This window comes from Bacteroides sp., from assembly GCF_052357945.1.
GTDB lineage: Bacteria > Bacteroidota > Bacteroidia > Bacteroidales > Bacteroidaceae > Bacteroides.
In genome coordinates this window covers 16,563-40,385 of sequence record NZ_DAWCXD010000039.1, presented here as the reverse complement: position 1 = coordinate 40,385, position 23,823 = coordinate 16,563, and the positions used below count along the sequence as shown (strand labels likewise).

Sequence of the window (23,823 nt, the reverse complement as noted above, 5' to 3'; positions counted from 1 at the left end):
ACCACCCTTACAATGCTTAATTATGGCTGGGATAAGGAGTATGGCGGCATTTATTACTTTATGGATCGTAATGGCTGTCCACCTCAACAACTGGAATGGGATCAGAAGCTCTGGTGGGTACATATTGAGACGCTTATTTCCCTATTGAAAGGTTATCAATTGACGGGAGACAAACAATGCCTGAAATGGTTTGAAAAAGTACATGACTACACATGGGAGTATTTCAAGGATAAAGAACATCCCGAATGGTATGGGTACCTGAACCGCAGAGGGGAAGTCTTACTCCCACTCAAAGGAGGAAAATGGAAAGGATGCTTCCATGTGCCAAGAGGACTGTATCAGTGCTGGAAAACATTAGAAGACTTGATGAATTATAAATAACTATCTTGTTTTATTAACATTAATATTTAATATGGAGAAACAAATCACATGGAGTATAAGGTTTATAGCCTTATTCATCTGTTCGCTTTCTTTTTTAAACGCTCATGCTCAAAAAAACACGAACGTGAAAGGGACAGTGTATGACTCAAACAATGAACCGCTTGTCGGTGCTACTGTTAGTGTAAAAGAGAATTTGTCCAATGGTACTATTACCAATATTGACGGGCAGTTTAACTTAAATGTACAAGACTTAAAATCAACTTTAGTCGTTTCATTTGTTGGATATCAGACTCAAGAAGTTGCTTTACAGGGTCGTTCAGAGATTACTATCAGATTACAAGAAGATGCAAAAGCATTGGATGAAGTTGTGGTAGTAGGGTATGGAACTCAAAAAAAGAAATTCTTAATAGGTTCCGTTTCTCAAGTTGGCTCTAAAGAGTTGATGATGGCTCCTCAAGCCAACTTGTCTAATATGATGACTGGTAAATTACCGGGGGTAACAAGTGTTCAACGTTCCGGTCTTCCCGGAAACGATCAAACATCTATCAACATTCGCGGTTTGGGTACTTTTTTAGATTCAAGTCCCCTCATATTAGTGGATGGTGTTGAACGTATGTTGAATACAGTAAATCCGAATGATGTAGAAAACATATCTATTCTAAAAGATGCCGCCACAGCATCTGTTTATGGTTTGGCAGCGGCAAATGGAGTAATCTTGGTAACAACCAAGAAAGGTACTGAAGGTAAAGTTACACTTTCATATGACGGTTCTGTAACTTTCCAAAAAAACACAGCTATGCCTGAAATGTTAAATGGTCCTGACTATATCTATTGGTATAATAAAGCTAGTGAACTTGATGGTAATGGTCCATATTATGGAGCTGATATTCAGACAAAAGTAGCTAATAACTATGATCCGGAAGGTAAATATGGAAATACAAACTGGATGAAAGAAGTTTTTAAAAATTATGGCTTCACACACCAACATAACATTTCGGCTTCTGGTGGTAACAAAAACATCCGCTTCTTTACTAGTATAGGTATGTTGGATCAATCTGGTATCATCGAAAATGTAAATTATGATCGTTATAATGTCCGCTCTAATGTAGAAGGTAATATCACCAAGGATTTAACGTTCGAACTTAATATCTCCGGCTTCTATGAAGAAAAGAATTGGCCTGGAATTAGTACAAGTGCACAAGCTGAACAAAATCCAATCCAGCAGGCTGTTTATGCAGCTCCTATTATCCCTATTTATTATCAAGGAGAATACACTGCTTGGATTGGTCCTGGTAGTTCCACCACACAAAGTCCCCTTGCTACATTGAGAAATAGTGGATTCCAGAAAAATCAAAGACATGAGTTTGATGGTACAATGAAAGTTAGTTATGCTTTCCCATGGGTGAAAGGGCTGAAAGCTTCTTTGGGTTTAGTTTACGATACTAGCTATACAGAAGATAATGGTTTTTTAGTAGGATATAACGTCAATGCATACAGTGCAGATTCAAAATCATATAATTTAATGCGTGCATCTTCTACAAGTGAGAAAGGTAATTATACAAAATCGGCCTCTTCTTTCAGAAGATTTATGGTCCGCCCAACTGTTGAATATGCAAATACTTTTGGCAAGCATGCAGTTTCTGCTTTATTCTTATATGAACAGACACAACTGAAAGGTTCTACAATGACAGGAAAGATGGGCGGTTATAACTTCAATGATCCGGTTGACCTTTCATTAGGTACTGAATTTATATCCAATCCTACAGGTAGCCACAGCGATAAAGCTACCATTGGTTATGTAGGACGTTTCAATTATATTTTCGATAAAAGATACCTTGCAGAATTTGCTTTCCGTGTAGATGGATCCTATAAATTCGCTAAAGATAAAAGATGGGGCTTCTTCCCTTCTGTATCTCTTGGATGGGTAATCTCTGAAGAAAACTTTATAAAAAATAACATCTCTTCTATCAACTTACTAAAACTTCGCGCTTCTGTTGGTGAATTAGGTAGTGATAATACAGATGCTTTTTTGCATAGAAGTATTTTTAAGGTAGAGAAGAATGCGTATATATTCGGAGGAGTTCCTTATGCGGGATTAGGTGCATCCAACTCTATTACTTCCAGCTTAACCTGGTCTACCACCCGCAGTTACAATATTGGTGCTGACCTGACAATGTGGAATGGATTACTAGGAGTAGAATTCGATTTATTTTATAAGTTAACAAAAGACATACAAGAAAGCCGGAGCGGTGGTTTCCCTCCTTCACTAGGTGGAAATTATGCTCAAAAAGGAAATACTGGCAAGATCGATAATCGCGGTTTTGAGTTGGTGTTGAAGCATCAGAACCATATTAATGACTTCTATTATAACATAACCGGTAGTGTGGCATGGGCTAGAAATAAAGTTTTATCGCGAATAGAGAGTGAAAGTACTCCTTGGTACCGGACTAACATAGGTGAACCTTTAGGACAAATTTATGGCTATAAAGCTATAGGATTATATCAAACACAAGAGCAATTGGATAACCGTCCTTTCGTTGGCAATGGAGTTCAACGTTTTGGTGATATCATGTATGAAGATATTAATGGAGACGGTAAAATTACACTGGATGGAGACAGAGTTAAAATTGGTCACAGTACTTTACCAGAGCTAAACTACTCTCTGTCTATGGATTTCAATTGGAAAGGCTTTAACTTGAGTGCGTTATGGCAAGGAGCCGCTATTGTAAGTTATACACTGAATGGTACTTATAGCCATGGTTCAATGGATAATACAGTTTATACACGACCATTCTACTCTGGAGGTAATGCTCCTTATTATCTGGTAGAAGATTCATGGACACCGGAGAATGTTAATGCCCGTTATCCCAGATTAAGTGCCATTCATAATGGAAACAATGCATATACCTCTTCCTGGTGGTTGGTAAATGGTAATTTCCTACGTTTGAAGAACTTGCAGTTTGGTTACACCATTCCTAAAAAAATACTTGCTAAAGCCAATATCGGATTATCCAACGTTCGTGTATACGTAGCAGGTACCAATCTGTTAACTTTTACGGAGTTCAAATATTGCGATCCTGAAATGGCTATTATAAATAATGGTTATTATCCCCAACAAAAGAATTATAGTGTTGGACTAAATATCACATTCTAATTAAATCAATAATTATGAAAATAAAAAGATTATATCTATTAGGGATAGGACTGATGTTTACGTCACAGTTTCTAATCTCATGTCATGATTTGCTGGAGAAAGATCCCACAGACTCATATTCAGAAACAGTAGCCTGGAGTTCGGAATCTTCTTTAGATATGTATGTGACTTACTTATATAAGCCTCTTAATGGCTTATCCAACTTTTCTTCTTTATCCTTAACCGATGGATATACAGATTTAGTAAAGTATGGGAATGGAGTTCCACAGACATGGAGTGCTCATAATAAGATTCTGTTACAGCAAAATACAATAACATCAGATAACAACCCGATGTCATCATGGGGACTTTATACTGATATATTTAGAGAAAATGTATTTCTACGTGATGCCGGTATTTATGGAAATAAATTTAGTGAAGATTTTCTCAATATTCGTATTGCCGAAATTCGTTTTATCCGGGCTGTGAATTATGCACGTATGATTAGAATTTTCGGAGGTGTTATACTTCGTGATGAAACCAATGGAGTCGATTCAGAAGGGCAAAAAGATAAAGCGAGAGCAACTGAAGCTGAATCGTGGGATTTTGTTCTGAAAGATTTAGAATTTGCGGCAAGACATCTTCCGAAAGAATGGGATAGTAAATGGGATGGACGTCTAACTAAAGGAGCTGCATATGCTTATATGTGTCGTACAGCACTTTTCGCAAAACGTTGGGATGTTGCTATTACCGCAGCTGATGAGATTAAAAAGCTCAATAAGTATGACTTAATGGACAATTATGAAGATGTATTCAAAGTGGCAGGCAATAAAGAAATTATTTTCTCTATAGCATATAAGATACCAGATATGCCTCATTATTTTGATCGTTACTTTGCTCCTGACGGTAAACAGGGAATAAGAAGAGCTGTCCCGACGAGTGAATTAGTCGATTCTTATGATATGGCCGACGGAACTCCTTTCTCATGGAGTGGCTCTATGGCTAATGATCCTTATGTAGGTCGCGAACCTCGTTTCTATGCATCCATTATATACAATGGAGCTACCTGGAAAGAAAAGAAAATCTATACTTATGTGGATGCTGAAAATGGTTTCGCTGCTTATAGAGATAACATGAATCCGGGAGAAAAACAAACAGTTACCGGATACTTTATCAGAAAATATCTACAAGAAAACAATGCTGATTTTGATGACAAAGGAAGCGATCAATTTTGGATTGAAATGCGCTATGCGGAGGTTTTGTTAAATCTGGCCGAAGCCTTGGCAGAACAGGATTATAGCAAAAATCAGGATGATGCTTTAGAAGCTCTCAACGAAGTCAGAGAACGTGTTAATTTACCCAAACGCACTACAGAGGAAGCTCCGGATAAAGATTCATTTATGAAACTATTACGTAAAGAGCGTATCTGCGAATTAGCGTTTGAAGGATTCCGTTATTGGGATTTACGCAGATGGCGTTTGGCAGGAGAAGTCATTGATGGTAAGCAGGCACATGGGACAAAAATCACCAAAAAAGACGACAATACTTATACCTATGAACAAGTGTCATGTGATGACAATATAAACCGCTTCTTCCCAGAACGCTATTACTTACTGCCTATTCCTGTAGATGAATTACAGAATAATCCGTTATGTGAGAATAATGCTCCTTGGTAATATCAAAAGATTATTATAGTTATGAAAAATTTCAAAGTAATTACATACATCATATTAATGATAACATTTAGCTTTTCCTTTTTTTCTTGTGAAAAGCATGATGATATCCATTATCACTCTGATTGTAATATTGTATCTATTATGGTTCGTGCTAATTCTCCGGAAGATGGTACTACTTACGATGGAGTCATATCAGAGAATGGAAATATAACTTTCGAACTCCCGGCAAAAGTAAAATTGAGTGAATTGTATGTAACGGCAAATTTGCCTGTAGCAGCGTTTGCTTATCCTTCATTGACGGGTGCTAAAGATTTATCTACTCCATTTAAACTAACTATTGTAGCAGGTGATGGAACGCAAAAAGAATATACTCTGGTTGCCAAACACCCGAATAACTAAAAAAGTAGATGTCATGAAAATAAAATATCATAATTGGCTTCAAGTTGCTATAATGGCAACAATGGTTGCATTTTCCGCATGCTCGGACGATCCAACATTATACTCTGATACTGATATAACCGGATTCAAAGTAAGATTGGGGGAGGGAAATTATAAACAAGGTACCGTTAAGGATGGTAATATAATTGAATTCAAGATTACTCCAGACTTAGATTTAAGCAAACTAAATGGAATTACTTGTTCGTTCTTTATTTCTCCATATGCAACAGTTACTCCTACCCCTGATGTACCTCAAGATTTTTCAAAAGATGTACATTATACAGTGAAGGCGCAAGATGGCACAACCACTGACTGGACCGTGAAATGGACTTATGGCGGAAAATTAAACGATGGAGAAGGTTTTGAATATTTCTTCAAGAAATGGGAAATTAGTGTACCTACCCCATCTAACAAAGACAAAGATGGTTTTGGTGCAGTGTTTGGTAATTATATAATAGATACCCAGTTTAACTTCTATGATAAATATACAGGGCAGAAAGTTGATAAAACGCTAAACGTGACAGGAATAGATGCTTCTTTATGCCAGTTAGTAAATGATGATGCCGGTAATCTGATAGGTGTAGTAAAGAATGTAGGATTATACAGATGGACTACTGTTGAAGGAGCTCCTCAAAAAGTTGCTAATGTAACTCCCGGAGCAAATAAAGTTTCTGCAACCGGTGATATTGATAAAGTGGGATATGTCTATGATTCTAAACCTGATGGTGTAGGTACACATGCTGTTTACAAATTTGAAAACGGTTCATATACAAGCACTTTATCCTTAGTTACCGGCCGTCCAAGCAATGATAGTAACTGGCGACAGATTGTAGCTGTACTCGGAGTGTCAGATAACCCACCATTTTATGTTATAGACGCAGTGAATGCAGGAGGTGTAATGGGACCGGAAATCGGTTACAAAGCAAATACGGCAGGGGCATTTAACAACATCACAGGTCCATATATTGATATGTGGAATAAGAAAGGATATGCTGGCTGGGGTAATCATGTGCTTATTTCCGGTAGAGGAATTCCATTCAATGGCAGATGGTATGGTTCAACTATTACTTGTGGTTGGGGCTGGGTTGGACTACACTTGTTAGATCCATCCAATAATAACTCATTACCCATCACTGAAACAATCGAGCCTTGGACTACCAACTCTTGTATCTGGACTACTTGTTCACCAAGTGATGATGGGGAATCATTATACCTCTATTATGGTTATGGTGTAGGTATTCGTTGTTATGAACTTACCAAATACGAAAAATAGACATAATACTCCTAATTATATAGAATTGAAATATGTTGAATAAAAGCATTATATCGTTTTTTCTATTGTTATTTGCTACCTGTTCCTTTGCCGGGAACAGGGGCAAAGAACAACCTAAATATCTTTGGTTTGATGCAGAAGCCAATTTTGAGCGTTTTGCTTCTAAAGATTCTATTTCTTACTATCTGGAAAAAGCTAAATCTGTAGGCTTCAATCAAGTAGTAGTAGACGTCAAACCTATATATGGGGAAGTACTATATAAAAGTAAAATTCTCCCTCCGCTTACAACAGTAAATGGCAAGGTGATTCATCGAGCTTGGGATTACCTGCAGTATTTTATCAGTGAAGCTCGTCGGTTAGGATTAAAGGTTACAGTTTCTACTGCAATGTTTCCCTCCGGACATCCTGCTACTCGTGAAGGCTTAGTCTATGATGAACCACGTTGGGATGGAAAAACATGCTTGGAGTACACACCCGGTGGAAAGATGCTTGACATCAGGGAGGATAAGAAAAAGGTAGGAGCTTTCTTGAATCCGGTTCGTAAGGATGTTCGCAAATTTGCTTTGAGTATTGTTCGTGAAATAGTGAAAAACTATGATGTGGATGCTTATGCATTAGATTATTGCCGATATCCCGGAGATGACAGCGACTTCTCTATTGATAGTCAGAAAGCTTTTGAACGCTACCTGGGCAAGAAAATTCAGAACTTTCCAGATGATATTTTCACATGGAATACAGATGGAACGAAAAATCCAGGCATTTATTATAAAGAATGGTGGGCATTTCGGGCTAATGTTATTACAAGCTTTGTGAAAGAAGTACGTAAAGAAATTCATTCCATTAATAAGAAAGTAGAACTAGAGTATTGGGCTGCTTCCTGGATTCATGGTATTTATGGACAAGGACAAAATTGGGCTAGTCCAAAATCTGATTTCTCATTAAATTATCCATGGGGATCGGAAGCTTATAATGAATCAGGATTTGCACCTTATCTGGATACTTTCTTATGTGGAACGTACTTGGAGCGTATTTACGGAATGAATGATCCGGAATCTATAGAGTATGGCATTGACCGTGCACAGAGGTTGGTCGGTAATGATTGCAAAGTATTTGGAACGATATACGCTTTAAATCATAAAGCTAATATAGCGGATGCTGTTAGTCTTTGTCTTGAAAAATCGGAAGGTTTGATGGTGTTCGACATAGTACAGGTTATTGAGATGAATCTATGGGATGGTATCCGAAAAGGCATAGAACGTGCGGAAGCACAAAAATAAAAAATAAACATTTACGATTAAATCAATATGATAATGAAAAATATATCAAAATATTGGCTTCTTTTCATGATTGCCGCTATGTCAGCGACAAGTTGTTCAGATGATGATAATGAAAAGGTAGTAATGCCGGATCCTGATCCGACAACATTAGGCTGGGTTAAACAGGCAACAGAGTTTGGCACGTTACCTGAGTACATAAGTGTATATAAATCTCCAACAGAACTGGAAGGTATGAAAGCTATTGCTTTTATTGCTGTTGCAGATATGTCAAAAGCTAATTTTGCAACTATAGGAGATCAGATATATTCTAAGACTCCCAATCAAATTTGGCAAGCAGAACAACAAAAATATCCGATAATTATGAATGGCGGATATTTTGTTATGGGAGCTGGAAAGTCTGTTAGTCTGCTATGTCGTGAAGGAGAGGTATTAGCAGTAAATTCACAGGAAGAGATACGCTCTCAAAAAAGTTATTACCCGACACGAGGTATCTTTCAGTTGTCAAAGAATGGTAGTTTCTCCACAGATTGGGCTTATACGACAGCTGATGGCGTGACATATACCTATGAAGAACCTTCTCCTAATAAATCCGGTTATGAACCTCAACCTATACCTTCAGCTTATTTTCCGACTAGAGGCGTAAAACTAAATGCGGAAACAGCTATTGGAGGAGGTCCGATCTTGTTGAAAGACGGAAATGTGAGAAATACTTTTACTGAAGAGCTTTTTGATGAAGAAAGTGGAGTTGCTCCTGAAAATTATCATCCAAGAACAGCTATTGGAGTAACAGCCAATAATAAGGTGGTATTTTTCGTTTGCGAAGGTCGTAGTGTGACGGAGGGTGTAAAGGGTATGAATATGGCTATGATAGCTAATGTTTTGAAAAGCTTGGGTTGTGTAGATGCGATGAATCTTGATGGTGGTGGTTCAACTTGTATGTTGGTCAACGGACAACCGGTGATAAAACCAAGTGCAGGTGCCCAACGTGCTATAACTACGGCAGTAGCTTTAAAATAACGGTCGAAAGATCTTTAGGATAACAGATTTATTTTATTTAGCTTTCTTATTATTCTCGGTTTCAGGCTGTATTTTTTTAATGTCAGCCTGAAATCGGGAAATAAAAACAATAAAGTATGAAATTCATTCCAAGCATTTTATTATTCTTTTTTCTTCTATCATTTAGTAGTTGTTCCACAAAGACTGTAGAACCAGAACTTCCTGATGCAAATCCTCCCGCTCCTGTTATTCCGGAAGAACCGATTCCTGAAAAAGAAAAAATGCTTTGGTTTGATGCAGAAGCTAATTTTGAACGTTTCTCAAAGAAAGAGAACATCACCTATTATCTTGATCTTGCCAAATCAACAGGTTTTAATAAAATTGTAGTTGATGTCCGTCCTGTACAAGGGGATGCCCTGTTTAAAAGTTCTTATTTAACCCCATTGACTGATCTTGCCGGTATACATATTGAAAGAGATTGGGATTATCTTCAATTTTTTATTGATGAGGCCCATAAACGTGAACTTAAAGTTACAGTATCCACCACCATATTTACAGCAGGCCTGCCTTCTTCTAAAAATGGGATGGCATATCGTGATGATACATGGAATGGAAAAACTTGTCTGGAATACACCAAAGATCAAGGGTTGATAGATATAAAGAACGATAAAACGAAAGTTTCCGCCTTTTTGAATCCTGTTTTACCGGAAGTACAAGACTTTTGTTTGAATTTCATAAAAGAATTAGTTACAAATTACGATTTTGATGGCTGTGCTTTAGACTATTGTCGTTATCCGGGAGATGAAAGTGACTTTTCGGAGACTACAAAAGTAGCTTTTGAACAATACATTGGAAAACAACTAGATCGATTCCCGGATGATATTTTCACTTGGAATACGGATGGGACTAAGCGTACAGGGGCTTATTATAAAAAATGGTGGGAATTCCGTTCTATGGTTGTACGCAATTTTGTGGAACAGGTACGTACAGAAATTAAAAATATTAAACCGGATATTCAATTAGAATATTGGGCCGCCTCATGGATTCATGCCATTTATGGGCAAGGACAAAATTGGGCATCCACCGAATATGATTTCTCAAAAGAATACAGTTGGGCTTCATCTGAATATAAAAATGCAGGTTTTGCTGGATTATTGGATACTTTTCTATGTGGAACTTATTTAACCAAAATATTTGGATTAAATGATCCCGAATCCATAGAATATGGTATAGCGCGTGCACAACGCATTGTTCATGGAGCATGTAAAGTCTATGGCACTTTGTATGCTTTAAATCATAAAGACAATATAGCGGATGCTGTTTATGTCTGTCTTTCCCAATCCGAAGGATTAATGGTGTTTGACATTGTGCAAGTAATAGAATTCAATCAGTGGGCGGCCATTAAAGAAGGAATTCAACGAGCAGAGAGTCTTTAAATAGCGAATATTCAATAAAATATAATATATAAAATGAAACGAGTACTTATATTATTACACATTATTTTATGCACATGCATAGTAACTCAAGCCAATAACTACACTGTAAGTTCACCGGATGGAAAAATCAAGGTGACGGTAACAGCCGGAAAACTATTAAGTTGGAGTATTGATTACAATGGTGAACGTATACTAAATCCCAGTCTGATGCAGATGGATATTGAAGGGCAGACTGAACAACCGGGAGTAAATCCGAAAGTAATAGAAGCTAAAACACTCAAAGTAAATTCGGAGCAAACAGCTGTCATTCCACTTAAACAAAGAATTATCAAAGATCAATATAACCAGTTAACTCTGACTTGTAAAGGTAACTACGCAATAGTCTTCAGAGTATATAACAATGGGGCCGCTTATCGTTTTGAGACTTCATTAAAGCAACCTAAAGTTATTATTAATACTGAAACCATCGAACAGAACTGGACTGAAGGGTGTAAGCTATATTGGCCAAGAGAAAAGAATCAAGAATACCTCACACACTGCGAAGCCATTTTTGATGAATTAAACATCTCCTCGCTCACTAAGGATATGAAAGGCTATCTACCCATTTATCTCTCTACTCCTAAAGGAACGAAAGTTGTTATTATGGAATCCGATCTTTTCGATTATCCCAATCTATTTTTGACAGGTGATCGTAATAACACGCTGTCCGGTGAATTTCCTCCTGTAGTTTTAAAAAGTGCCTTAAAGGAAGGTGCCGATCGTGACGAAGTATTATTGGAGAAAGCCTCTTACATTGCTGAAACTGAAGGAACAAGAACTTTCCCTTGGCGTGTGTTAATGATTAACGAAGACGACAAAGCGGTAATTGAAAATAACTTAGTGTATCAATTAGCCTCTCCATCTGTTACTCAAGATACAGACTGGATAAAACCCGGAAAGATTTCTTGGGATTGGTGGAGTACACTGAACGTATACGGGGTAGATTTTAAGGCAGGTGTGAATACGGATACCTATAAATATTTCATTGATTTCGCTTCAAAATACGGAATTGAATATATTTTATTAGATGAAGGCTGGTCAGCCGGAACCTGGAATATTAAGGAGCCAATATCCGGATTGGATATACCGGAACTGGTACGATATGGAAAGGAAAGAAATGTAGGTCTTGTATTATGGACTTTATGGAACCCACTTGATAAAGAATTGGACGAAATTCTGGATGTTTATGAAAAATGGGGAATCAAAGGTATAAAAGTAGATTTTATGCAACGTTCGGATCAATATATGGTTAATTTCTACGAACGGGTAGGAAAAGCCGCAATGGAGCGTAAATTACTCGTTGATTTCCATGGATCTTTCAAACCTTCCGGTTTACAGAAGAAATATCCCAATGTGATGACTTTTGAAGGTGTACTTGGATTAGAGCACGATAAGGATTCAAGAGATATTAATCCGGTACATGACTTGATTCTTCCATTTACAAGAATGGTAGCCGGTCCGATGGATTATACTCCCGGTGCAGTAAACAATGCAACAGCGGAAGACTTTTACATCAATTTCGTACATCCGATCAGTCTAGGTACACGCGCCCATCAGGCAGCTTTATATGTAGTGTATGAAAGCCCGTTACAAATGTTAGCAGATTCTCCCTCAAATTATTATAAAGCTCCAGAATTTGCCTCTTTTATTTCCCGTATACCTACCATTTGGGAAGATACTAAAGCTATAACAGCTAAAATCGGAGAACAATTAGTTATTGCCCGTAAGAATGGTAAGAATTGGTATTTGGCAGGTTTAACAGACTGGAATGCCCGTAATATTGAAGTGAAACTGGATTTCCTTGAAGCATCCAAATATAAAATGGAAATTTTCAAAGACGGTGTGAATGCAGACGTTTACGCCTCGGATTTTAAAACAGAAGAGGTAATGGTTTCAAAAGATGAACTAATTAACATCACCATGGCTAAAGGTGGCGGTTGGGCAGCAATTCTTACTCCAGTTGAATAAAAAGGTTTAGTAATGAAGAAAATACTATTTTTATTATATACCTGTTGCATTTTATCGTTTCCTGTAAGTGCACAGCAAATTCCGTCATTTAAAGCAAATGACAGAATTGTTTTTCTTGGAAATAGTATAACGGAAGGAGGGCATTATCATTCTTATATATGGCTGTATTACATGACGCACTTCCCCAATTTACCTCTTCGTATGTATAATGGAGGAATTGGTGGTGATTGTGTGAGCCACATGGTTTATCGTTTCGATTCAGATATTAAAATCAAAAAGCCGACCTATCTGATCTGTTCTTTCGGGATGAATGATTCCGGATTCGACGGATATAATAAGCCCGGATATGATAAGTATGCGAATCAGCAGGTAGAGTATGCTCACACAGAGTTTGAAAAACTGCAACGGCAGATTCTTGCTGACAAAAAAATAAAAAGCGTAGTACTTCTAGGTTCTCCTCCCTATGATGAGAATGTGAAATTGAAAGGAGTAGAAGCACTACACGGAAAGAATGAGACGATCAAACGAATTATTGAAATGCAGGCAGAAGTTGCCCAAAAGAGAGGATGGGGATTTGTCAATTTCAATACTGTGATGTGCGGGTTGAATAAGCAGATTCAGCTATCTGATTCTACAGCTACTTTCTGTGGCGGTGACCGGATTCATCCTGATAAAGACGGTCATATGGTAATGGCATACTTATTCCTGAAAGCACAGGGACTTGCAGGACAGGAAATCGCTTCTTTCCAAATCAATGCCACTAACAGGAAAGCAATGGAAGAGCGAAACTGCCGAATATCTCATATAAAGAATGAAAATGACACAATATCTTTCAGATATTTATCCCGTTCATTGCCTTTCCCTATCGACACGATTCCTCGCTGGGGAACGAAAGGTACAGCTCGGGATGCTATCAGACAAATTCCCTTTATGCAGGAAATGAATCAGGAAATAATGAAAGTAACTGATTTGCATGGCATTTTCCGGGTTACTATTGATGGAATAGAAATTGGCTGTTGGAGTGGCGACGAATTGAGTAAAGGAGTTAATCTGGCAGAAATAACATGTACGCCCCAATACCAACAGAGTCTGTCTATCATGTATCTGAATGAAGAAAGGTGCGCCATAGAAAAACGTTTACGTCAGTATATGGCTATGCAGTATGTCTTTTTTAAACATAGAGGATTACTTTTTGCAGATAATAAAGCTGCTCTTGATGCTGCCAAAGCGGAACGGGAAAGTCATTATCTGGTGAAGTATTTATATACCAATTATACTCAAGCCATGTTTCCGCAGATACGTGAAGCCTGGCAGGCTGAAATAGCCCAGTTGATAACTCAAATATATAAAATAAACAAGCCTCTTACGCGTTTGATTAAAATAGAAAGGATTAAAGAATGAAATTAAGACTATTATTACTTTTATGCCTGTTCCAATGGAGTATTTCCTGCGTTAGTGTACAGGCTGCAACTACTCCCGTAGTCTATTACGGGAAAGTATTGTCCGGAGGTAAGGGAGTGGCTAATGTACCTGTGACAGATGGTACACAGATTGTCCTTACAGATAAAAAAGGACGATACTCTATGACAAGTACCTCTGATGCAGAATACATCTATATTACCCTTCCTGATGGCTATGACGTTCCGATGAAAGGTAAAGTCCCTGTATTCTTTCAAAAAGTGCCTGCTCAACCTTCAAAGAAAGTACATTTTGATTTTGAGCTGACACAATCATCTACGAATAACCAAAAGCACGTTTTGGTTGTATGGGCTGACCCACAAGTGTATTTTGACGAAGAAATGCCACAAGTACGGGAGGCCTCAAAAGATGTGAAAGAGCTGTTGGCAACTAGTTATCAGGGAATCCCTGCGTATGGAATAGTGTGTGGAGATATTATTGGTGACATCAATAAAAAGCCCAGCTATTTTGCGCCCATGATAGATGCAATAGCCGAAACGGAAATTCCCTTCTTCTATGTAATTGGAAATCATGACTTAGATTTAAATGTACGTTCCAATGAACATGCACGTACTACTTATAAATCTTATTATGGTCCCACTTACTATTCATTCAATAGAGGAAATGTGCATTATGTTGTTCTCGATGATATTTTCTTTATTGCAAAAAGCTATTTGTATGTTGGTTATCTTACCGAACAACAACTCCAGTGGTTGGAACAGGATTTGAAACAAGTCACTCCGGGATCCACAGTAGTAGTTGCTACACATATCCCTACCTATTCAAGAGAAGCACGCCGAAAGGAATGGGGAAAGGAGTCTACTATGAAAGTAATGAATAACCGCTCTCATTTGTATGAGTTGCTAAAACCTTATAATGCTCATATCATGTCAGGACATGAACACTATAATGAAAATTATGTGTTGGCAGACAATCTTTACGAACACGTGCACGCCCCCTTGTCAACACTGTTTTGGCAAGCTCCCTGGGCTTGTGATGGAACTCCGGGCGGATATGCCGTCTACGAATTTGACGGAGGTAAGGTTAACTGGTATTACAAATGCGTAGGAAGAGATAAGGACTATCAATTTGAACTTTATCCGGTAGGTGCCAGTCGAAATAAAAAGGAAGCAGTGGTGGCAAATGTCTGGAATTACGACCCAACCTGGAAAGTGAAATGGTATGAAAACGGTATTGACAGAGGAGAAATGACTCGTTTTTCCGGATACGACCCTGCTATTTATGAATACTGTGATAAAAACAGTTCTACATTTAAACATAAGTATTTGGGAGCAGACATTACTGAACACTTGTTTTATGCGGTTCCTGAAATGAAGGATTCCGAAATACGTGTAGAAGTTACAGATCATTGCGGTAATGTATATACCCGTAAAATGCAGCAACCTAAATAAGCAAAAACATAAAAAAGGAAAGAAGATGAATCGATTAACTGTATTAAGGAGAATATTTTATATTCTGGGAATCACCAGCCTCCTTTCAGCTTGTAGCCAAACTGATAATCTGGTACTAAAGTCCCCGGATGGTAAGATACAACTAACAGTCACAGAGAATGATAATACAATATCATACGCAGTAAATAAAGAGAATGAAACCATGATACTCCCTTCTAAATTAGGGTTTATCCTGGAACATGGAGATAGCTTGAACCATTTTGTAATTAAAGGCACCGAACGTTCCTCCTTGGACGAAACTTGGGAACAACCTTGGGGAGAGAGCCGATATGTACGGAACCACTATAATGAATTGAAAGTACTACTTCAAGAGGTAGCAGGAAAACGTAAACTTAATGTAATATTCCGTCTCTTTAATGATGGTATCGGATATCGTTATGAGTTTCCGCAACAGGAATCCATGGATTCATTAGTTATTATGAGCGAAGCAACAGAGTTTAAAATGCCGCGTATACATAAAGCTTGGTGGATTCCCGCATCCGATCCATATTATGAATGTATAGCAACATTCTCTCCCATAAATGAACTGGATACTGTACGCACTCCTCTAACAATGGAAACTGCGGAAGGAAAGTATCTTGCCATTCACGAAGCTAACCTGACAGATTATCCCAAAATGAATCTGACAGTTAAGGATTCTGCCACACTCTGCGCTTCATTAGTTCCTTGGTCTAATGGAGTAGCAGCGTATATCAAAGCTCCATTTGTTACCCCTTGGAGAACAGTTGTTATTGCTGATAAACCGGGTGATCTGGTTACATCTTATTTGATGTTGAATCTCAACGAACCCTCCAAAATTAAAGATACTTCCTGGATAAAGCCAGGGAAATACATCGGTATATGGTGGGAAATGCATTTGGGTAAAGGAACATGGTATTATGGTCCTAAACACAGTGCTACCACTGCTAATACAAAGAAATATATAGACTTTGCATCAGAGAATGGTATCTCCGGTGTGTTAGTAGAAGGATGGAATGTCGGTTGGGAAGGAAACTGGATGAAACACGGGAATTCTTTAGACTTCACCAAACCTTATCCGGATTTTGATATTAAGGCAATCACTGACTATGCCCGTGAGAAAGGCGTAGAATTGATTGGACATCATGAAACAGCAGCTGCTACCCGAAACTACGAGAACCAACTGGACAATGCCTTCGCTTTCTATCAACAATATGGAGTGCATGTCGTGAAAACCGGATATGTGAATCGTCTGATGGACTTTAAAGAAGCTCACGACGGTCAGTATGGTGTATGTCACTATCGGAAAGTGATAGAAACTGCTGCCAAATATCAAATAGCTATTGACAACCACGAGCCTGTTATGCCTACCGGTATTGAGCGCACATGGCCTAACCTTATGACCCAGGAAGGTGTGCGCGGACAGGAACACAATGCATGGTCTCCCGATGGAGGAAATCCGCCGGAACATACAACTGTTATTCCTTTTACCAGAGGATTAGCCGGGCCCATGGACTTCACATTCGGAACTTTCAACTTTACTAACGAGGCATGTCCGGGGACTCGTGTCAATACTACACTTTGCAAGCAATTAGCACTATTTGTCGTGATCTACAGCCCCTTACAAATGGCCTCGGATTTACCAGAAAACTACAAAGGCATCAAAGCGTTCGATTTCATTAAGGATGTACCTACCGACTGGGATAAAACTCATGTGGTAGATGCCAAAATTGGTGATTATTCCGTGTTTGCGCGGAAAGACCGTAACACCAGCGATTGGTATGTAGGCTGCATCACAGATGAAAATGCAAGAGAGTTGGATGCTCCTTTGAGCTTTTTGGATGCGGATGCGAAGTATACTGCTCAAATATATGCTGACGGTGACGATGCGGAATGGAAAACGAATCCGACTTCTTTCAAGTATGAAGAGAAAATAGTAACAGCTTCTGACACGCTTCATGTCAAACTGGCAACAAGCGGTGGATGTGCTATTCGTTTTATCAAACAGTAATATGATTATGAAGAAAATACTAAGTATACTCCTTTTTCTAGTTGTTGTCTGCCAAATACGTGCGGAAGATGCTAATATCACTACCATGTATAAAATGACACAACGGTTGTTTCCTCAACAGGCTTCATCTTTTGATTTCCGTCTGTTGAATAATACTTCAGCAGACACTTTTACCATCAAAAGTGAAGGGAATAAAATTATTATTTCCGGAAATAACGCTAACTCTATGGCAGTAGGTTTGAATCATTATTTGAAAAACTACTGTCTGACCACTATTTCATGGTATAAGGATGATCCGATAGAATTACCTAAAACTCTCCCTTCCATATCAACAGAAGTCACTATTAAGGCAAATGTCCCGACCCGTTTCTTTCTAAACTATTGTACGTTCGGGTATTCAATGACTTGGTGGAAATGGAGTGATTGGGAACATTTTATCGACTGGATGGCTTTAAATGGAATCAATATGCCTCTTGCTATTACCGGTCAGGAAGCTATCTGGTATAAAGTCTGGAGTAAACTGGGATTGACAGATGAAGAAATACGGGGATACTTTACAGGTCCTGCACATCTTCCATGGCATCGAATGTGTAACTTGGATGGCTGGCAAAGTCCTTTACCTAAAGAGTGGTTGTCAAGTCAGGCAGCGTTGCAGGAACAGATTGTTGCCCGTGAACGTGAATTTAATATGCGACCTGTATTGCCGGCTTTTGCCGGGCATGTACCGGCAGCATTGAAACGGGTTTATCCCAATATAAAAACAACCAGAGTAAGCGAATGGGGAGGTTTTGCCGATCAATATCGTTGTACTTTCCTGAATCCCATGGATTCTTTGTATGCGATCATACAAAAAGAATATCTTACCGAACAGACTCGTTTATATGGTACAAACCATATCTATGGCATCGATCCGTTCAATGAAATAGACCCTCCTTCATGGGATGCCGATTCTTTGGGAATGATGGCTAAGCATATCTATGAATCTGTAGCTGCTGTAGATCCTGAAGCGGTATGGTTGCAGATGACATGGCTGTTTTATGCTGACATCAAACACTGGACCACTCCACGTATCAAATCCTATCTTCGTTCTGTGCCTCAAGACAGGTTGATTCTATTAGACTATTTCTGTGAATATACAGAAATCTGGAAACAGACAGACAGTTATTTCGGTCAACCTTATCTTTGGTGTTATCTGGGTAATTTTGGTGGCAATTCCTTTCTGTCAGGTCCGGTAAATTTGGTGAGCGAACGATTGGCAGATGCTTTAAAGAATGGCGGCAGTAATCTTAAAGGAGTAGGTTCCACTCTCGAAGGCATAGACCTGAATCAGTTTATGTATGAATTTGTTCTTGACAAAGCATGGAATGGAGGTCAGACAGATAAAGAATGGTTCTTTAAACTGGCAGACAGACGAATTGGCAAGATATCTCCCGAAGCGAGAAAAGCATGGGAAATACTAGCAAATAAAGTATACGTTCAACCGGCACAAGTGGGACAAGGCACACTCACCAATGCGCGCCCTTGTTTGAAAGGAAACGGACACTGGACTACCAAACCAACGATTGAATATCAACCCAAAGATTTAGTTGAAGCATGGAGATTGCTATTATCAGTAAAAGACTGTCAACGAGATAGCTATGAGTTTGATCTGGTCAATATTGGACGACAAGTTTTAGGGAATTATTTTAATGTAGTCCGTGATGAGTTCACCCTTGCATATGAAGCGGGAGATATACCGATGATGAAAAAACGGGGGAATAAGATGAGAGAGATTCTTACTGACCTTGATAAACTTGTTAGCTGTCATCCAACTTTCTCATTGCATAAATGGATCACTGATGCTCGTGATATGGGACATGATGCCGCTTCTAAAAACTATTATGAAATGAATGCCCGTTCTCTGATTACCATTTGGGGAGATAGCTATCACCTGACCGACTATGCTAATCGATCATGGGCAGGTCTAACCAATCAATATTATTCTGTTCGGTGGGATCGTTTCATAAATGAAGTAATCGAGGCTGCTGAAAAGAAGAAGAATTTTGATGAAGAAGAATTCTTTAATCAATCACGGATGTATGAAAACGAATGGGTAAATCCGAGTAACAGAATCAGCTACAACGAAGGCGGTGACGGAATAAAACTTGCCCGCCAAATCTATAAAAAATACGCAAAAGAAATCATTCGATAAAATTATAAAGTATACTTCAATATGAGAACGAATAAACTACACTTGTTTTTATTTCTTTTAATGTGTTTCTGCCTGAACCTTTCAGTTCAGGCGGAAGCCTCTATCAACATTATCAAAGGCAAAGTTACCTGCGAAGGTAAAGGAATCGGGGGAGTAATGGTTACCGACGGTCATATATGTGTGCAGACCGACGCTTCTGGGAAATATAGTATCCCCACTTTGGGAGACAGTCGTTTTGTATATATTTGTACTCCTTCAGGCTATCTGACAGACCGGAAAGGAACTATCCCTTCTTTCTATCTACCTATTGATTGTTCTAAAAAGCAAAACTATAATTTTAATCTGAAGAAGAATCCCAAAGATGATGTTTCCCATGTCTTTGTAGCTCAATCTGATATACAGGTTACTTCTAAAGATGAACTGGCTATTTATCAACATGTAGTCGACGATTGTAAACAACTTCTCTCTTCTTATGCAACAACTGAAGTTTTCGGAATTGATTGTGGAGACATTGTAGGTGACCATCAAGAATTATATCCCGATTATTTGAAAAGAGCCGATCAACTGGATATACCTATCTATCGTGTAGTTGGCAATCATGATATGAATTATGATGGTCGCACGCATGAAACCTCCTACAAGACTTTTGAAGATACTTTTGGCCCTTCTTACTATTCTTTTAATAAGGGAAACGCCCATTATATTGTAGTAGACAATAATTTCTTTATCGGACGTGATTATTTCTATATGGGTTATCTGGATGAGAAAACATTTGCATGGCTTGATAAGGATTTATCATACGTACCGAAAGGGTCACTCGTATTCTTTATTATGCATATCCCTTCCCGCCAAACAGAAAAACAAGAAGCTTTTTTGTATAACTATGATATGATTGGTAATCAGATGGTCAATGCAGGTGCACTGCATCAGATGTTGAAACCCTACAAAGCACATCTTATCACAGGACATACTCATTACAATCTTAATATCGTATTCGATGACAATCTGATGGAACATAATACGGCTGCAGTTTGTGGTACGTGGTGGAAAGCGGATATTTGTCTGGATGGTACTCCACGTGGTTATGGCGTATATGAAGTAAATGACAACGATGTAAAATGGTATTACAAAAGTTCCGGATATCCAAAAGAACATCAATTTCGTTCTTATCCTGTAGGAGCTTCTAAGGAGCATCCGTCAGATATTATTGCTAATGTATGGAACTGGGATAAACTGTGGAAAGTGGAATGGCTGGAAGACGGTCAGTTGATGGGAAACATGACACGATATACTGGTTTAGATCCGTACGCATCAGTAGTATGTTCAGACCGGGAAAAGATGGTATATACATGGATTACCCCAAGACCTACCCAACATATGTTTCGGGCAACTCCTAAAAATAAAGATGCTCATATAACGGTTAAAGTAACCGACCGTTTTGGCAAAGAATATATTCAAACAATCAATCCATAGATATATGAATAAACGTGCTTATGCTTTAGATGCCCTACGAGGTTATGCTATCATCACGATGGTGCTTTCGGCAACTGTTGCATGGAATTCTCTACCCGGATGGATGTATCACGCACAAACTCCTCCTCCGGACAGAGCTTTCGATGCCAGTTTATCGGGAATCACCTGGGTGGATCTTGTTTTTCCATTCTTCCTGTTTGCAATGGGTGCTGCTTTCCCTTTCTCGATCAAAAGAAGATTTGAGAAAGGGGACACTAAGTTGAGATTGGTATATGAAGCTATCAAGCGAGGCGTGCAATTGACTTTCTTTGCTATTTTTATTCAACATTTTTATCCACATGTTTTAAGTAATCCACAAGACGTGCGTGCCTGGTTATTATCCATTCTTTGTTTTATTATACTATTTCCTATGTTCATTCGTATCCCTCTGAAAATGCCAGATTGGATGCGTACAGTTATCAAGGTAACGGCCTATGTAATAACCATTGTCTTGTTACTGATAACTCAATATGCAAATGAAAGAACTTTTGATGTATCATTCAACAACATAATCATATTACTGCTGGCAAATATGGCTGTTTTTGGTTCGGTCATATATATTTTCACAATGCAAAATCTCCGGGCACGAATAGGTATATTACTAATATTGATGGCTTTGTTATTAAGTGGACAGGTTGACAATTCCTGGACACAAGCTATATACACCTACACACCTCTACCTTGGGCTTTTCATTTTGAGTATTTACAATATCTCCTCATCGTGATTCCGGGAAGCATCGCCGGAGAGTATTTGATGGACTGGCTGAAGCAGCAAAATGATTCGTCCGCCGAATCTACAAATAAATGGAAAGCTATCGTGATGATTCTTTTGACATTAGCTATAATTATTGTAAATTTGGCAGGACTTTATACACATTGTACAGTCTTGAACCTGATAATAAATATTCCGTTGCTGATAAGTGGAGTCTTTTTATTGAGAAAGGGCACAGGATTTATAAAGCTTTGGAGAGAACTTTTTACAGCCGGAGCTTTCTTGGTTGTTTTGGGATTATGCTTTGAACCTTTTCAGGGAGGTATAAAAAAAGATCCCGCCACTTTGAGTTATTTATTTCTCACTTCAGGTCTGGCATTTATGGCTTTATTGCTTTTAAATGTGATATGTGATTATTTTCGTTGTGTAAAGAGTACCCGTTTTCTTGTAATGCCCGGACAAAATCCCATGATGGCCTATGTAGTAGGAGATCTGTTGATTATGCCTGTAATCCATTTATTAGGAATTGCATCATTGCTTGTTTATTTCAATGAGAATGCATGGATGGGATTTTTACGAGGGGTAGTATTAACGGCATTATCAGTATTGGTAACGATGTTCTTTACCCGAATAAAATGCTTTTGGAGAACTTGAAACAATAATATTCAAAATATGAAAAGAAGAATTTGTTTTTTTATAATGCTTTTTTTGATGTGTCATATATATGCCCAACTAGTATATCATGATGCATCAAAGTTCCCTCTATTGGGGAAAGCCACCGAAGCCACCGGAACACGATATGAAAGACTTCCGGATTCATTGAAAAATATCTCCCGTGCTCCATTATGGAATTTAAGTCGTAATTCTGCCGGAATGGCAATACGTTTTCGTAGCAATTCTACCACGATAGCCGCAAAATGGGAAACACTCATCAATTTTCATATGAATCACATGACTGACACTGGTGCAAAAGGTCTAGACCTTTATTGTCTTCAGAAGAATGGGGAGTGGCGTTTTGTAAATAGTGCCCGTCCGAATGGAAAAACAAATCAAGCAACAATCATTGCTAACATGCAACCGGAAGAGAGAGAATATATGCTTTATCTTCCTCTCTATGACGGTTTGGTTTCCCTATCTATAGGGATTGATTCGTTAGCTACTATCGATCAGCCTTTAATTGATTATCCGATTCGCCAGAAGCCGGTTGTATTTTATGGAACCAGTATTCTTCAAGGAGGTTGTGCTTCACGTCCCGGAATGGCACATACAAACATTATATCAAGAAGATTAAATCGTGAATGTATCAATTTGGGATTCAGTGGAAATGCATTTTTAGATTTAGAAGTTGCCAAAGTGATAGCCGAGGTAGATGCCAGTGTTTTTGTTTTGGACTTTGTGCCTAATGCTTCTGTAGAACAGATGAAAGAACGCATGGAGACATTCTATCGTATCATTCGTAGTAAACATCCGGATACGCCAGTTATTTTTATAGAAGATCCTATTTTCACTCATACACTTTATGATGAGAGAATAGCTAAAGAAGTGCAAAGAAAGAATGACACATTAAAAGAGATATTCAATCGGCTAAAAAAAGAAAATGAAAAGAATATCATTTTTATTTCTTCCAAAAATATGCTGGGAGAAGATGGAGAAGCTACTATAGACGGTATTCATTTCACAGATTTAGGCATGATGAGATATGCAGATTTAGTTTGTCCAATCATTATGAAAGCAATCAAATAAAATAGTGACGCTATCGGCTCGGTATAGCGTCACTATATGAAGCTTATAGCAACGCTATCCTATTGACATAGCGTCACTATTTTTTAATACTCCTAATAGATGGCTTTTTATATGTTATATCGGTAAAAACAAATCTCCAAATATCAAAA

Annotated in this window: 16 protein-coding genes; all 16 read left to right on the top strand. The window is 38.3% G+C overall.

Annotated elements, in window-relative coordinates; genetic code table 11:
• Positions 1–381: AGE family epimerase/isomerase (locus ACT8YW_RS09870; RefSeq protein ID WP_444104799.1), on the top strand; the 381-nt coding region annotated here is incomplete at its 5' end.
• 31 nt (positions 382–412) lie between these two features.
• Entirely contained in the window at positions 413–3,535 is a 3,123-nt protein-coding gene (locus tag ACT8YW_RS09865; protein ID WP_444104798.1) for a SusC/RagA family TonB-linked outer membrane protein, read from the top strand.
• A gap of 14 nt (positions 3,536–3,549) precedes the next feature.
• Entirely contained in the window at positions 3,550–5,190 is a 1,641-nt protein-coding gene (locus ACT8YW_RS09860) for a RagB/SusD family nutrient uptake outer membrane protein (RefSeq protein WP_444104797.1), read from the top strand.
• Positions 5,191–5,331: 141 nt separating this feature from the next.
• Entirely contained in the window at positions 5,332–5,589 is a 258-nt protein-coding gene (locus ACT8YW_RS09855; RefSeq protein WP_227236087.1) for a hypothetical protein, read from the top strand.
• A 13-nt stretch (positions 5,590–5,602) separates the two neighbouring features.
• Positions 5,603–6,901 carry a DUF5018 domain-containing protein gene (locus ACT8YW_RS09850; protein ID WP_347471612.1) on the top strand — a complete coding sequence of 433 codons (1,299 nt, stop codon included), beginning with the start codon at positions 5,603–5,605 and terminating at the stop codon, positions 6,899–6,901.
• A 32-nt stretch (positions 6,902–6,933) separates the two neighbouring features.
• Complete coding sequence (locus ACT8YW_RS09845) at positions 6,934–8,178, top strand: alpha amylase family protein (RefSeq protein WP_444104796.1); 1,245 nt, start codon at positions 6,934–6,936, stop codon at positions 8,176–8,178.
• A gap of 33 nt (positions 8,179–8,211) precedes the next feature.
• On the top strand, positions 8,212–9,195 hold the full coding sequence (locus tag ACT8YW_RS09840) for a phosphodiester glycosidase family protein (protein WP_444104795.1): 984 nt from the start codon (positions 8,212–8,214) through the stop codon (positions 9,193–9,195).
• A gap of 116 nt (positions 9,196–9,311) precedes the next feature.
• Positions 9,312–10,610, top strand: a complete 1,299-nt coding sequence (locus ACT8YW_RS09835) for a family 10 glycosylhydrolase (RefSeq protein WP_444104794.1) — start codon at positions 9,312–9,314, stop codon at positions 10,608–10,610.
• 33 nt (positions 10,611–10,643) lie between these two features.
• Entirely contained in the window at positions 10,644–12,617 is a 1,974-nt protein-coding gene (locus ACT8YW_RS09830) for a glycoside hydrolase family 97 protein (RefSeq protein ID WP_444104793.1), read from the top strand.
• Positions 12,618–12,629: 12 nt separating this feature from the next.
• Positions 12,630–14,018 (top strand): SGNH/GDSL hydrolase family protein, encoded by a 1,389-nt coding sequence (locus ACT8YW_RS09825; RefSeq protein ID WP_444104792.1) that lies wholly within the window; start codon positions 12,630–12,632, stop codon positions 14,016–14,018.
• A complete protein-coding gene (locus tag ACT8YW_RS09820) occupies positions 14,015–15,487 on the top strand; it encodes a calcineurin-like phosphoesterase C-terminal domain-containing protein (protein WP_004308403.1) in 1,473 nt (490 codons plus the stop codon). Before ACT8YW_RS09825 ends, ACT8YW_RS09820 begins: the two co-directional genes overlap by 4 nt.
• A 25-nt stretch (positions 15,488–15,512) precedes the next feature.
• Complete coding sequence (locus tag ACT8YW_RS09815; RefSeq protein WP_444104791.1) at positions 15,513–17,516, top strand: glycoside hydrolase family 97 protein; 2,004 nt, start codon at positions 15,513–15,515, stop codon at positions 17,514–17,516.
• Between the two features lie 7 nt (positions 17,517–17,523).
• On the top strand, positions 17,524–19,707 hold the full coding sequence (locus tag ACT8YW_RS09810; protein WP_444104790.1) for an alpha-N-acetylglucosaminidase: 2,184 nt from the start codon (positions 17,524–17,526) through the stop codon (positions 19,705–19,707).
• A 21-nt stretch (positions 19,708–19,728) separates the two neighbouring features.
• Entirely contained in the window at positions 19,729–21,180 is a 1,452-nt protein-coding gene (locus tag ACT8YW_RS09805) for a calcineurin-like phosphoesterase C-terminal domain-containing protein (RefSeq protein WP_444104789.1), read from the top strand.
• 4 nt (positions 21,181–21,184) lie between these two features.
• Positions 21,185–22,585, top strand: coding sequence for a DUF5009 domain-containing protein (locus ACT8YW_RS09800; RefSeq protein WP_444104788.1), 1,401 nt, complete (start codon positions 21,185–21,187; stop codon positions 22,583–22,585).
• 18 nt (positions 22,586–22,603) lie between these two features.
• Positions 22,604–23,674, top strand: a complete 1,071-nt coding sequence (locus ACT8YW_RS09795) for an SGNH/GDSL hydrolase family protein (RefSeq protein WP_444104787.1) — start codon at positions 22,604–22,606, stop codon at positions 23,672–23,674.
• Positions 23,675–23,823 lie beyond the last annotated feature (149 nt).